We start from the raw sequence: 16,020 nt of genomic DNA on the forward strand, positions 1-16,020 counted from the left end.
CGTATTACTAAAGTGGAACGGTCTAATAATTAAAAGAAAATATGGGCGCCAATCCTCACAGTGACGCGGTTTTAAAGCATTAAAAAGTATGTTATAAATGACGCTGTAACTTTTAGTTTACCTATTGAAATAATAACTAGTAAAAACATTGATTAATCGTATTTTTATTCATGCTAAATGATTTAACTATAACTCGTGGGGGGAACATTATTTTGAGGAAACGTCTATACGCGTTAGCGGGGGCAGTTATTGCAAGTGCCTTTTTCAGTGTCACAACCGTCAAAACAATCAGTGCTGAGGCGGATACGACGCCGGCTGTTGCAGCCACTAGTAGCACGGTAGGTAGTCAACCGAGCGCTTCGAGTTCTGGCGCGACGACTAACGATAAACAGAATACAAACGGTACAGCGAATGCACAGTCAAGTTCTGCTGTTGATACATCAACTAAAGCTAGCGAATCGAGTGAGAGCTCAAGCTTTACCGCGTCAACGCCGACAAGCACTTCGCCGTCGCAGGTATCTAGCTCCAGTGCTACTAGTTCAAGCAATGCGGCTAGCAACACTGATTCAAGTAAAGTAGCTAACACGGCAAGCAGTAGCGTTGATTCTGATCAAACGCAGACGACACCTAGGACTGATAGCAGTAATGCGAGTTCTACTGCTCCGGCAGCGACATCAACGTCAGCATCGACGTCGGCAAACACCAATCCTGATGCGGCTGGGTCCGAATCTGGTGGTGTGAGTCCTGGGAATACGGGAGAACAAAACAGTTCGTCCAGTAAGACGCAATCTGATGCGACATCAGATCAAACGGATTCTAACTCAAAGGGCAATACAGCTACTGCGGCTGTAACACAGCCAAGAGAGAAATATGATCATGGTGATAATAAATCAGCAGATGATCCTACTGCCAACAGTAACGCTATTAATGACAGCAATACCGACACTGAGCATGGCACTCATGATTTTGGGACATATCTCTTAGACGAAGATGGTGTGGATGGGTCTAAGGCAAGCCAGAATGATAAAGCTGCAAAATTAAATATTAAATTTGGACTGACGTTTAGCAATGGAAAAAGTACTTCAACCGTTAATTCAGGCAAGGTAACAATCAATTCTGATGTTCACGGAACCATGACCTTTTTAATTCCCAATGAAATTTGGAAATATCTGGTTACTGGTGATACGTTTACTTATCAGCTGCCCAATGGTTACAAGATTGTTGATGCACAATCTGGTGATATCAAGAATGATAATGCACCTGATGGAAGCACGACATATGGACGTTATACGATTGGTACTGACGGAAAGATTTCACTAACATTCTATAACCCTCATGTTACTGGAGAGGCTGGAGACAACCCGATTCAGTACCTTAAAGGTCAAATGACTTTTGATGCTTTATTCAATAAGGATGTTATTGAGAAGCCAGGACAGCCCGGAGATTCTCTAACGTTACCAGGAAAAAATGATACAGATAAAATTACGATTCATCCTGCCGTAAAACAAAGCATTTCGAAAAGCGGTCAACTGGATAAACACCTTGATCCAGACAAGGTGACGTGGAGCGTTTACATGAACCGCGACATGCAAACACTAACGAACGCACAAATAATAGAAACCTTTGACTCACAAGTCACTTACAATCAAGCGTCACCTGTAAAGATTTATAGCGTTCAGGAGGACCTCAATGGTCATATTGTACGTGATGTTAACGGTCAGGATGTTTTAGGAAAACAACTGATTGAAGGTACGGACTACACAGTTGATGAAAAAGGAAATGTTAAATTTCTTCATCCAATCAACTCTGTTTATAAATTGGTTTATGTAACTGATATTAATAAACCAAAGGATTCAAAGGGCAATATTAGGACGGCCACTTTGAATTTGACTAACAACGTTGACCAAACTGCTAAGGAACAGGGCACAACAAAAATCCACGCTAGTACAACGTTGAATGCACATTATGAAGGACTTTTTTATAAGATTGGTCCAAAGACACTTGATGCTGAACATCATATATATTCATGGACTGTTGGATTCAACCATGGTCAGGATACTTTAACCGGTGATAAGCTCACGTATACAGATGTCGTAGTTAAACCACAAACGTTCGTACCAGGTTCATTAGCAATTGTACTGATGACGTATCATCAAAACGCCAAAAATGCGGATGACATGTACACGCCTTCGAACACGTATTTAGTGCCAGGAACGGATTATACTTTGACGACTAGTACTGACGATAGTGGATTCGTTGTGACTTTTCTGGGAAAAAACTTCCATTCACCAGTCAATTTGGTCTACAAGACGCAAATTGATCAGCACCAAAAAGTTATTTCAACAGAAGACAAAGCAGTTGAAATTATTAATAAGGCTGAAGTTAAGGGATATGATACCCAGCAGCCAGAACCACAGCCAGCTGAAAGTTTTGACCTAGTTAAAAATCATACTGATATTGATGTCGGGTTTAAAACAATTCGTTGGAACATTGATATCAATAAAAGTAATTATCAACTGAACAATTACGTTTTAACGGATAATGCTGATAATGGTGGGCTGAGCTTACCATTTACTTCAATACAAGACGCACTGAACTCAAACAATGCAAATGCAAAACCAGCAATTGTGTTAAAAGATACAACAACCGGTGATGTCCTGCTTGAAGGTAGAGATTATAAATTAACAACCCTAGTTACAACGAAACACGACGCCGTAAAAGGTGACATTAAATATGCTAATTTCACAGTTGAATTTTTAGGGAAATACACACAGACGAGTGATCAATTCAACATCAATTACTACACACTTTACGACGTGGCACATGTAACAACACCAGTGCCAGATAAACAGAACACATTTGCAAACACTGTTGACGCAACTTGGAAAGACGTTAACAAGAATGACATTCATGATCACGCTACAACGGATTACCAAGCTAAGGATGAGGAGGCATACCAAGGCAAAAAAGGTGGCGCCTACGATCCAATCACTAAAGAAATCCATTGGAATATTGTTTCCAATTACGATACAGAAAATTATGATCATTACTACTTGATGGATCCAATTCAAGGGAATCAACAATTGTTGCCTAACAGCATTACGATTACGCAAGGCTCAATTGGTGGTAACGGTCAATTTAACCCAGGCATTAAGAATCCACCATATGCACAATTAAAGATATATCACGGAAAGTATGACCCAACTACTGGTTTATTCCATGTCGACAGCATTATGGATAAAGCTACTGGTAAGTTCAATTCAACTACATCAGTATCGGATTTAGATTTTACAAAGTACTTGAATTACAACAACGCAGGTCCGGGTTATTACAATTATTCATTGCTTAATGCGACAGAGGTTATGTATATCGATTTCGGTACGGCAGAAAATCCATTACCAAAGTTGACAGACGCTAACAACGATAATCGAACTCAAATGGCCTTTCAAATTGAGTACCAAACAAGTGTTGATGGTATTCAAGTTACTAATAAGTACAATAATGATGCATTTACCCATTATTCTGATACACCGGGTGGACGGTTGACAGTTCATGCTGATGTAGAAACGTATGTTGGTAATGCCTATATCAGTAAGCAAGGCCAAGCACCGGTTGACATTAAAAAGGATAACAGGGCTACTTGGACGATTGACATTAATCGCAGCCAGTCGACCATTAACAATGCTGTTTTCTCCGATACACCTTCGGAAAATCAGCGAATTGATCCAAATACGATTCATATTTATGAGACTATTTTAAAGACTGTTACGACTTCAACTGAAGGTGGCAGTCAAGGAAAATACAATGTGTACGATAATTCTGTTGGTGATGTGACTAAGGCTAATAATGGAACCGTTCGTCAAACAATCTTGAATCCGGACCTGACTAAAGAATTAAAGGGTGTCCAAATTTTCAAGGATTTCGATACTTTGTCAGATCAGGACAAGCAAGATTTGATTTCTAAAGGTTATGCTTATACATTTGAAATTCAACATGATTTAGGTAGCGGACAGGAAACATTGAAAATTAATTTCTTAAAAACTATCGGTCGTGCGTATGTATTGCAGTACCAATCACGTTTGTATTTCAACTACGCTAACACCAAGGATGGAAAAACAAACTTTACGAACAACGCCAACTTAAATGGTCAAAACGTTACGCCAGGCAATCCTGGTGACACGGATGCAGACAGTTTTAATGTTACAAAGAGTCAAGCCAGCGCAATCGGTTACTTTTATGATCTCCATTTAACAAAGGAAGTAACCGGTGGAAAACTTCTTGAAGGAATTATTTTCAACCTTTACGAGAAGGATACGATGGGAAACTTGAACTTAATTAGAACTGCAACGACTGATAAAAATGGTTTAGTTGTTTTTAAAAATATTCCTGGTTATCACTTGGACAAGAGCGCAATCCAATATTACATTCAAGAAATGAACCCTTCTAAAAACTACATCACCCCAGTTGATTTAGATGGTAGTTGGATGAAGTTTGAAGATCCAGATGGCACAAAGAACCTTGTGAACCATCCAGATGTTTCACATACAATGCGTAATATCAGCGTTGATATGCTTGACGGGGATGTAACTAACCAGATTCAAACGGGGACGATTTGGAATCATCTTGGTTCAGCAACTTTGACCAAAACAGATGATCAGGGCAATGCACTTGAAGGCGCCCACTTCAATTTTCAAGTATCTAACGATGGTAAAACTTGGACTGATTATACAGATAGTAGCAATAGAAACTACAGAGATTTGATTACCGATGCAAAGGGTACAATCACAGTTGATGGTTTATTGCCTAACTATTATAGATTTAAGGAAACACAAGCTCCTGATGGGTACATCTTGAACAAGACAGATCCTCAATCTAAGGAAATAATTATTCCGAAGTCTGATGGTGATAATTCGTTTGCGGACGAACAAAAAATCACTGTTTTTGACACGCAAAGTAACAGCAAAGGAACAGTTCTGTTCTATAAAATTGGTTCGAAAGGTTCACAAAATAATGCCCCAATTGCTGGTGCAGAATTTAAATTATATTATTTAGATTCCAAAGGAAACAGCGTTTACGTTGGTGATGAGAATGGCGATGTAATATCTGATGTTGATGGGTTAGTTCGTTTCACCAATTTGAATGCTGGCTGGCATTACTGTGTTCGGGAGGTTTACTCACCGAACGGTTATTATAATCCAGATAAAAACCACGATATTTATCAATTTACTGTTTCCGGAGAATCAAATAATGGCCGTTTTGATCTTATTGAACCCAACGTTATCAACTATACTGACCATGTTGTTCTGACAAAGGTTGGTAACGATAATAGCAAAGTTGTTGGCGCAACTTTCATTTTGAAGGATGCTTCCGGTAAGGTTATTAAAACATTGACTACGGATGCAAACGGCAAACAGACATCGAATGATGTTTGGACAACAGATGGCAACGGTCAGATTGTCATTGATAATTTGACGGCCGGTGACTATACGCTGCAAGAAGTTGCTGCCCCTGCCGGTTACATTTTGAACAGCACGATTCAGAAATTCACTATTTCTGCAAAGCTGGACAGTACATTCTATTTCACTCTGACTGACTATCGTGGTCAGATTCAAATCACCAAAGTTGATGGGGATAACACCTCCAAGAAATTGAGTGGTGTTGTCTATACGTTAACTGGAAATGGTAGTACACAAACTGCGACGACTGATGCAAACGGAATTGCAACGTTTAAAAATTTGAGCAGCGGTGATTACACTGTTGTTGAAACTCATTCATTAAATGGTTACATTCGTGATACTAAAGTTTACAAGTTTACGATTAGTGCGGATGTTACTAGTGACGACAAATCGTTATATGATTTGTCAGCAACTTACAAAAACTACCAAAACACAGTAACATTTACTAAATTCTTGAACTCTAGCATTGGTGCTAAAGGTGCTGGTGCAGTTTACGAATTAAATGGTGCTGGTGAATCAAAACAATTCACCACGGATGCAAACGGACTAATTACGTTTACAGGCTTGAAGACGGGCAGTTACACACTGACTGAACTAACAGCACCAATGGGTTATGCGACAAACAACACACCACTGACGTTCACGGTGGACGCTGATGGCAACATTTCTGTTGCAAGCCTTAGCCAGATTGAGTACCAAGGTCACGCGCAATTGACGAAGGCCGGTGCCAACGGTCCTCTTCAGGGTGTTAAGTTCGACTTGTTAGACGCAGATCAAAAGACGGTCGAACAGGCTAACTTAATCACTGACGCAAATGGTGTGATTACAACCAAGGATTTAAAACCTGGCACATACTACTTTGTTGAAAAGCAAACATTGTCCGGTTATATTCTTGATACAACGCCAATCAAAGTAGCTATTGAAGATCGTAAAGGTCAAAATGATGCATGGCTAGATGATTCAGCCAAAGCCACTCTGACTAATGTTCAGAACAAGCTTGTTTTCACCAAGCACAATGCGAAAAATGATTTACTTGATGGTGCTGTTTATGAGCTAACAAACAACACGACTAAAGCTGTTACCAAGTACACAACTGTCCATGGTCAAATTACGATGAATGGTTTGGCTGCTGGCAACTATACAATGTCTGAATTCACTGCACCCTTCGGATATGCTACAAATGACACGCCGCTGACATTTACTGTTGACGACAATGGTCATATTTCAGTTACTAGTTTGAGTCAAACTGACTATCAAGGTCATGCACAGTTGACGAAGACTGGGGCAAACGGTCCTCTGCAAGGTGTGACGTTTGACCTATTAGATGCAGATGAAAAAACCGTTGAACAAGCTAACTTAATCACTGATGCAAATGGTGTGATTACAACTAAAGATTTGAAACCAGGTACGTATTACTTTGTTGAAAGAAAGACGTCTTCTGGATATATTCTTGATGCTAGACCACAAAAAGTTGTTGTTGACGATCGTCAAGGTCAAACAGCTGCTTGGCTGGACGATTCAGCTAAAGCAATTCTGACTAACGTTCAAAACCAGTTAATTTTCACCAAGTACAATGTCAAACACGAACTGCTTGATGGTGCTGTTTATGAACTGACGAACAACACTACAAAAGAAGCAAGACAGTATACGACTTTGAATGGTCAGTTTACGATGATCGGTTTGGCGGTTGGCAATTACACACTGGCTGAAATCACTGCACCAACAGGATATGCAACAAATGGTATTTCGATGACGTTTGCTGTGAATGAAGATGGTCAAGTTTCTGTTGCAAGCCTAAGCCAGATTGATTACCAAGGTCATGCACAGTTGACGAAGATTGGTGCCAACGGTCCTTTACAGGGTGTGACGTTCGACTTGTTAGACGCAGATCAAAAGACGGTTGAACAAGCCAACTTAATCACCGACGCAAATGGTGTGATTACAACCAAGGATTTAAAACCTGGCACATACTACTTTGTTGAAAAGCAAACGTTGTCCGGTTATATTCTTGATACGATGCCAATCAAAGTAGTTATCGATGATCGTAAAGGTCAAAACGCTACCTGGTTGGACGAATCAGCCAAAGCAACTTTAGCTAATGTTCAGAACAAGCTTGTCTTCACGAAGTATGGTACTCATGTAGGCAACGTCTTGGATGGTGCCGAATATACTTTGGTGAACTCAACTACCGGTGACAAACCAGCTTTCACGCTTGTAAACGGTGAAGTTAGTTTATCAGGGCTAGCCGCTGGTACGTACACAATTACTGAAATTACTGCACCTAAAGGTTATATGCTTAACCCAGATGTCATTAGTTTCACAGTTGATGAAAAAGGTTTGATCAATGGAAAGTCTGAACTTTCTCTTAACCAAATCGACTACCAAGGTTACGCCTTTATGAAGAAAGTTTCCGCTGATACAAAGGTCCCATTGGCTGGCGCAATTTTCAGCGTTTACAACTCAGAAGGTAAAATTGTTCAAACAATTACGACTGGTACGGATGGATTAGTTAAAACTAAGTTCTTACCAGTAGGTGATTACTACTTTAGAGAAATGAAAGCACCAGATGGCTACATTTTGAATTCAAACTTGGTTCATTTCTCTATTAACAAGAGCAATCATGACGTTGCCCTTGATGAAGGAACGTTTGTGAACTGGCTAGGTGCCGTTAAGATGACTAAATACGGTCAACCAGATGTTACAAACATTGGTACACGCGTCATGTTGCCGGGTACGAAGTTCGCCCTCTACTATGTCGTAGATGATGGTAGCGAAGAATTATATGGTATTGATCCAAATAATGAGCACAACATTCATTACTTTAAAGCAGGGGAAGACACCAAGGGTTGGACGACAGTATTTACGACCAACGTTAACGGTCAAATCTTCTTGCAAGGTTTGAAACCTGGTAATTACTATTTCAAAGAAGTTGCCCACGCAGACGGTTACATTTTGCGTGACGACACACCTGACCTGAAACCTGAATTGAGTAAAGGTTTGGGCAGTGCAAACTTTGTTGACAAACCACAAGGATTGGAATTCTCACGTGTTGATGGCACCTCTGCGGTGGTTGACAAAAATGGCCACGTAACGTCAGCACCAGATGACCGTGACTTCAGTAGCCGTTTGTACTTTGTAATTCTCCCAGCAAGTAATGTGGAATCCGTTACATTTGCTGGTGATCAAACGAACTATCAAGGTTTAATGACGTTTACCAAGACAAACAGTAAGGGTGACAAACTTGCCGGTGCTGTTTACCAATTGCTCGATAGTGATAAGAAAGCTGTTGAAGTCACAATGGATGGCAAGCAAGTTAGCCAGCTCACTACTGATGCAAATGGTAACTTCACCATCACTGGTCTAGCACCTGGCACTTACTACTTGAAGGAAATCACCGCACCTGATGGTTACCTAATCAACGACAATGTTGATGAAACGAGGTTTGTTATTGCGGACACCACTCGTGGTGGTCAAAGTAACGTAACTGCTTCACAGATTGATTACCAAGGCAGTATCAAACTGACGAAAGTCGCTGCTGAAGACGGTCACGTGTTGGCCAATGCAACGTTTGAACTGCTCGATGCCGACAAGAATGTTATTAAGACAGGCTTGACGACGGATGCCAACGGGACGTTAACCGTTACTGACTTGAAGCCTGGTACTTACTACTTCAAGGAAACGGTCGCACCAACTGGTTATCAATTGAGCACTGAGTTGTTGAAAGTTGTTGTTCTGGATCATGCAACTGACGAACCTGTTGCTGTCTCGACTAAGTTCCAAGACGCACAGGTGCCACCAGTTACACCTCCAACGACACCCAACATTCCGAATATCCCAACCACACCGACGACACCGAATGTACCAAATATTCCGAACACACCAACGACGCCGAATGTGCCGAATATTCCTAACGTACCAACAACTCCGGGTCAACCAAACATTCCCAACGTACCAACGACCCCTGAAGTACCAAATGTTCCTACGACACCAACTGTACCGAATGTACCAGTAATGCCAAACGTACCAAACAAGCCAATGACACCAACAATGCCAAATCAACCAGCGCGTCCAGCTAAACCTGAAACGCCGATTGTATCAGCAGAAAATGGTTCTTATGAGGCTGCCGCTGTTACTCCTGTAGCATCACAAAAACTTGTTGCCAACGGTCGTCCTGCGGGTCAACCTGCTAAGCAAGAAGGACATGGTGTGACTGGATTACCAGAGACTGGTGAGAAATCAGCTTCATTGCTAGCAATGCTTGGTTTAGTTCTGCTCAGTGTTATTGCAGGATTTGCCTACTATGTGCGCAAACAAGAAGCTTAATCGAATAGGTATTACGTAAAAACGATTGCGAGGAAACTCGTAATCTTTTTTTGTACACACAAATTATTTTAGTTGTTTAAATATTTTTTGGTTAAATTGGTATAGTCACAAAAATAATTAACAGTAAACGCAAACGATTGCATTAACTGTGCGATGAAAGCACTTTTTAACCAAGGTGCAGAAGTGAAAATCGGAACATTGGTTGTTCCAAAAGCGGCAAAAAGCGCAACCTGACTACCTTTTAAAAGCAGCATTTATGTGTTATAAATACCCTCAGAATAAATTTGATTACTAAAAGGTTAAGTTACTAAAACGCTTACACAATTTATTTGTATAAATGTAATCGATTATGCATGACTTTCTCCGTTTGCAAATAATCATCGCAGACCTCTTTCCCATGCAAGATTAGCCAATCGCCGAAGAATTCATTGGCGAGTAAAAATACAACAGGGTTTTAAATTGAGGGGTATTTAAACGAATGAGTTATAAACACATGCAACCAGAAACAAAGCTGCATTATCGGATGTATAAAGATGGCAAGAACTGGGTATTCGCCGCAGTTGCACTTGCCTTTTTTGGCGTGGGCGCAATGACGACCACTGTTCATGCGGATGATGTACCAGCAACGAATCAGCCAGCGATTGAAAAGCCTGCTAGTGCTCCGGCCAGTCAGACCACAAGTGCTGCGGCTTCGCAAACATCAGCTGGTAGCGAAAAAGCCTCAACAGCTAGTGAAGCTACAAGTATTGCCAGCTCTGCTAAAAGCGATGCAGCCTCAAACTCTGGCGTGGCAAAGTCAGTTGCCCCAGCCAGCGAGCAACAATCACAGACTTCAGGTAACTCATCTAGTGAAGCTAAATCTGACGCACAATCAGTTAGCTCCGCTGAAAATCAGAGTTCTCAGACATCGACGGAATCACAAAGCCAAGCTGCTGTTAAATCAGTAGCCTCACAAGATAGTCAGAACTCACAAGCAGTTTCGTCCGTCGATAAGACAAGCGATGCTCAGACTGTATCCCAAGCTCCTGTCACTAGGGCGCAGAATCTTGAATTTACGGTTGAAGATTCCAGTAGAACTGCTGAAAATAACGTCGACTCAACAAGTAACTCTGGTACTACTAACGACGCATCGACTACTACACCTGTTAACAAGCCAACGGTAAACAAGACTTCAGTTGCGGCGGATGGAAAGACCGTTACAATTAGTCCAAATAATTTCGATTCGTATTTTACAGCAAATGGTAGTGCCAAGTATGATAAGGGTCAAGTTACATTGACGGATGGAAAAGATCAGTCAGGAAATATCACTTTAAAAAACCAAATGGACCCAAACTACGCTTTCATTGTTAATGGTGGCGTCAGTATGGAACTTGGCAAAGGTGATGATCAAAATGCTGATGGTATTTCATTTATTTTTCATCCAGGTTCTACTGACATGGTAGGTGAAGGTGGTGGTGCGTTAGGTATTGGAGGATTGCCAAATTCGTTCGGTTTTAAAATAGATAATTTTTTTAATGGCGATGATATAAATTCTAGCCCTATTGAAAACCCTGCGCATAAGTACTTTTATGCCGATCCATCATTAGATCGTGAAGGTGATGCCATCACTGATGGAGAGGCCTATGGCGCCTTTGTATACACAGATGGTAACGGATTTGCGTCCACATATGGTGGGCCAAACGGGAAAGATTATTCATCATATCAAGATGCTGACGGGACCTGGCATTGGACTATTGGTGGAGTGAATCACTTTAGCGCAGATGGTCACTATTCCAAAACCAATGCTGAAAATGATAATAGTGATGCTACGGCCGATAAGGAGAGCGTAAAATATCTTGTGTAAACGCATAAAAGATTTCTAAATTGTATAGAAATAGGGAATGCCTTCCCTTATGATATTTAGTAACCACAGAAAACATCACAGGAGGCATTCCCCATGAATGAACTTACCACAGAAATTATCGCTGCACTAGCCCAAAAACAAGATTTGGACGAAGTTTTTCGTCACCACCTTGAAATCGCCATCAACCAGCTGCTTCAAACTGAATTGGCAGAGTTTTTGGGTTACGAACGCTACTCATACGCTGGGATTAACACTGGTAATAACCGCAACGGCAGTTATGAGCGCTCGTTTGATACGAAGTACGGCCAACTTAACTTAACCATTCCTCGAGATCGCAATGGCCGGTTTGAAAATCATACCTTGCCAGCCTACGGTCGGCACAGTGATAATTTAGAAACAACGGTTATTCAGTTGTATACCAAGGGAATTACCACTGCTGAAATTGCCGAACTCATTGAGAAAATGTACGGTGCTCACTATTCCAAAGCCACGGTTTCCAACATGACTAAAGCCGTCAATGAACAGGTTCAAGCTTTCCAGCAACGTCGACTGGCTTCACAATATGCGGCTATCTTCTTAGATGCCACTTACTTGCCGTTAAAGCGGGATACCGTTCAAAAAGAAGCGGTTCATATTGCGATTGGCATTCGTCCAGATGGTACGAAAGAAGTGCTGAACTACCAAGTGGCGCCGACGGAATCAACTGGGATCTGGACTGAATTACTGGGAACCCTGATTAAGCAAGGGGTCAAAGATGTGCTGTTGTTTGTGGCCGATGGGTTAGTTGGTTTGGATGAAGGCTTAAATCGGCATTTTCCCAAAGCTAAACGACAACGTTGCCTGGTTCATGTTGGGCGTAATTTAATCAACAAGGTTCGGGTGAAAGACCGTAAGGCCGTGATCAATGACTTTAAACAAGTTCATTGGGCTGCCAATCGTGAAGCAGCCGAACTGAAACTGAATGAGTTCGCCAACAACTGGCATCGTACCTATCCCAAGTTAATCAAAGATCTGCTTAAAATGCCGAATCTGCTCACTTTCATGGACTTTCCACCAGCCATTCGGCAATCACTCTACTCCACTAACTTGATTGAGAACTTTAACAAGCATCTCAAGCGCACCACCCACCACAAAGAACAATTTCCAACGGAAGATTCACTGGATCGATTCCTGGTTTCTCAGTTTAATGCTTATAACGAGAAGTCTCTGAAGCGGATCCACCGAGGCTTTAAGGGACTCCAGGACACCTTGGAAGCATCATTTATTTAAGTTAGTTACATATTATATGTACGAAGGCATTTCATTTACACAAGATTCTTGACGCTACCCCGATAAGCTGGCGGGGCCTTTATTGGTCAAAACGCCTTCTGAAACACACGGAAAAAATGTTCCAATCAGTATGGAATATGAGCCAAAAATGGTTAAGCAATTAAATGAAGATGGGACTGCCGTGCGTGATAAGGATGACAAACTCGTTTTTAAATTTGAACATTTAATGACTGTTCGTTATGGAGGACCAGATGTAAACGGTGACGTTGCTCAACCGCTTACCACATGGACGATAGATATAACGCCATGGTTAGCGAAAAAAACAGATGGTTCAGGAACCTATGAACCCCTGTCATTTGCTATGGCTGCGTCGACCGGGACTCACTATAATTTACAGGAAATGAATTATGAATCATTTCGTTACGTTAGTGAAGCGGCAATAAATGTTAAGTATGAAACACAAGATGCGGATCATAAACTTATTCTTATCCCAAAAGAAACTCTTGAAAATCCAGATGCTGTGACTTCTTATCAAATTCATTCGGGTATTCATGAGATGTACACTGCCACTGCTCCAGCCACTATTGCATCTAATCTGCATTCCAGTAATGGAAAACAAATGGAATATGTGCTTCAGCCTGCACCAGCGAATGCCCATAAGTTTGCCGAGGTTTTAAATCCTGATGTAATTTTTACGTATGACCTAAAGGAAATGTCAGATTCAAATTTACAGACAATACGTGGGGAAGAATATGATGTCTCAACTTCTTTACCAATAACTGAAGTGACTCAGTTTGAAAATGCATCATTAGATAAAGCAACAAGAGGCAATTTTGTTACGCCCTTTCCGAAAACATGGACAATTCCTGCTGGGTACACATTAGTAACAAGCGACAGCGAACTGTTAGCAAATAAAATTGCTGAAAAGTTAGCTTATACTGTTGGTGATAATGATTCATTGTCTATCCCACTTACTGGAAGCAATCAAAACATTCACGTTTGGCTTGCACCTATGCAATATGGGCAAATAAATATCAAATTGGTAGATAAAAAAACGGGTAAGATTTTGAAAAGTATCCCCAATTATTGGAAGATCTACGCAAACTCAAATGTAGATAATATTCCGCCATACTATGAAGATGACAAGATTGATGGTTATTTACCTGTTGATCCAAATGTTCAAAAATTCAATGTTACACCTGTTAGCGGTCAGAAAAATTATGATTTCACTTTTTACTATGTTCCGTCGCCAATTCTTGATTTCAAAGTAGAAGGAAAAATTATAAATACTACTACACAGTTGAACCCTTTAGGCTCTGATGATTTGGTTTTTAGTCCTTCGACTGATTTCAAGATTAGTGATACTTCAATGCCGGAATCACACATGGTTACTGAAAAAGATAACAGGACTGATGATAGTGACACGATAACGACATTTACGTTATCAGAACAAAAAGCATTATTTGGCGATCAAGTTGATAATTACGATTTTTCAAAGGCAACTGACATTCGACACGTCTTTCAAGATGTGCCTACGAGTAATTTTGACAAATATAACCCTTATCAAACCGAAACACGTTCGTATGATGCTAAACCAGCCTCATTGACTGTTAATATTACGAGCTCAGACGGAGCACTTAATAACATTTTGACCGTTACTGGCGGCACTTTGTTAGGAAAATACAAAGTGTCTGCGCCTGAAACAGTTGTTAAGAACGGAGTGACTTATAAGATTTCAGACATTTCCCCTGCAACTGGAACATATGTAAGTGATAAACCTAATGAAGTAATGTTTAACTATGTAGTTCAACCGATGTCTATTCAAACTAAGGATATTGATATTCTTATAGGTGATAAGAATTATACTGCTTTACAGAACTTCATATCACTTACCAATGGAAAAATTGTCAGTGGCAATGATGCAGCATCGAGAGAAAAGGCATATGATTCACTGAAAGTTGATGCATCTAAGGTCAATATTAGTGAAGTAGGTCGTTATCCAGTTGTCTTTACGGCTGCGGATGGTACTCAAAAGACTGCATATACGAATGTGATTTACTTAAAGTTACGTCCCGTTGTGTTGTATGTTGGGCAAAAATGGACCCCATCCGACAGTTTTATTCGGGGACTGGATCAAAACGATAACCCAATATCAGTAGATGATTTACGGTTAGTTTCGGATCCGATTTTAACGGATAAGGTGCGTGACGGACAAATCGTCAAGTTTGAGTATGGTGATCCGGTTGAAGTGCAGGAAACTGTTTCAGTGGTGCCAAATCCAGACCAGCCGGCTACAACTCCAGAAACACCAGTAACGACACCAGAGAAACCGGCTACAACTCCAAAAACACCAGTAACGACGCCGGAGAAACCGGCTACAACTCCGGAAACACCAGTAACAACACCGGAGAAGCCGGTCACAACTCCCGAAGTGCCAGTAACGAAACCGGAGCAGCCAGCAACTGTTGCCGAAACACCAACGCCAGTTGATCACCCAGCGACACCGGCCCAAACACCTGATGTGCCAGTTGAACCAACGACACCGACTGAACCTGCACAACCAGCAACGGTCGCAAACGTAACGCCAAACGTGCCAGCACAACCAGTGCTTACACCAACGGCCACTGCCCAACCGATGACGCCTGTGTCATCAGATCGTACTTGGGACCCAATCGAATTGATTATGACCGATGATGATAATGGTCAAATTATCACAACCACTGAGATTCAGGGTTACACCGGCAACTGGGTTTACATTGGTAACGTGATTCCTGCAGGCTATCATTTGGCACCAGGCCAAAGCGACTGGATTTTGTTGAATGATGTTACACCACAGACAGTTCATTTAGTGGCTGACGCAGTTGATCAAACATCAACCGCTGCCGCACAGACTACGGTGGCACCTGCAGCAACAGTTGCTCAACAGAGTGTGCCCGCAACTGTTGTTAAAGAAGCCACTGCACCAACAACGAAAACGACTGATGAAACTGATCAGCCTGCCGCAGCAGAGTTGCCACATACTGGTGAACTTGCTACAACGGCAGCAATGGGTACTGGTTTAGCTTTATTAACTGGTTTACTCTCATTGTTTGGTCTTCGTCGTAAGCAACACTAATCTTTAAAATGCAT

Annotated in this window: 4 protein-coding genes; all 4 read left to right on the plus strand. The window is 41.2% G+C overall.

Annotated elements, in window-relative coordinates; all coding sequences use genetic code 11:
* Window positions 1-212 precede the first annotated feature (212 nt).
* Window positions 213-9,779, plus strand: coding sequence for a SpaA isopeptide-forming pilin-related protein (locus GB993_RS01480; protein ID WP_161002803.1), 9,567 nt, complete (start codon window positions 213-215; stop codon window positions 9,777-9,779).
* Window positions 9,780-10,257: 478 nt separating this feature from the next.
* Window positions 10,258-11,622, plus strand: a complete 1,365-nt coding sequence (locus GB993_RS01485) for a lectin-like domain-containing protein (RefSeq protein ID WP_161002831.1) — start codon at window positions 10,258-10,260, stop codon at window positions 11,620-11,622.
* Between the two features lie 93 nt (window positions 11,623-11,715).
* Window positions 11,716-12,891, plus strand: a complete 1,176-nt coding sequence (locus GB993_RS01490; RefSeq protein WP_161002804.1) for an IS256-like element IS1310 family transposase — start codon at window positions 11,716-11,718, stop codon at window positions 12,889-12,891.
* Window positions 12,892-13,039: 148 nt separating this feature from the next.
* Window positions 13,040-16,006, plus strand: coding sequence for an LPXTG cell wall anchor domain-containing protein (locus GB993_RS01495; protein ID WP_161002805.1), 2,967 nt, complete (start codon window positions 13,040-13,042; stop codon window positions 16,004-16,006).
* The last annotated feature ends 14 nt before the right edge of the window (window positions 16,007-16,020 follow it).

Origin of the sequence: Furfurilactobacillus milii, assembly GCF_009864005.1 — a bacterium.
GTDB lineage: Bacteria > Bacillota > Bacilli > Lactobacillales > Lactobacillaceae > Furfurilactobacillus > Furfurilactobacillus rossiae_B.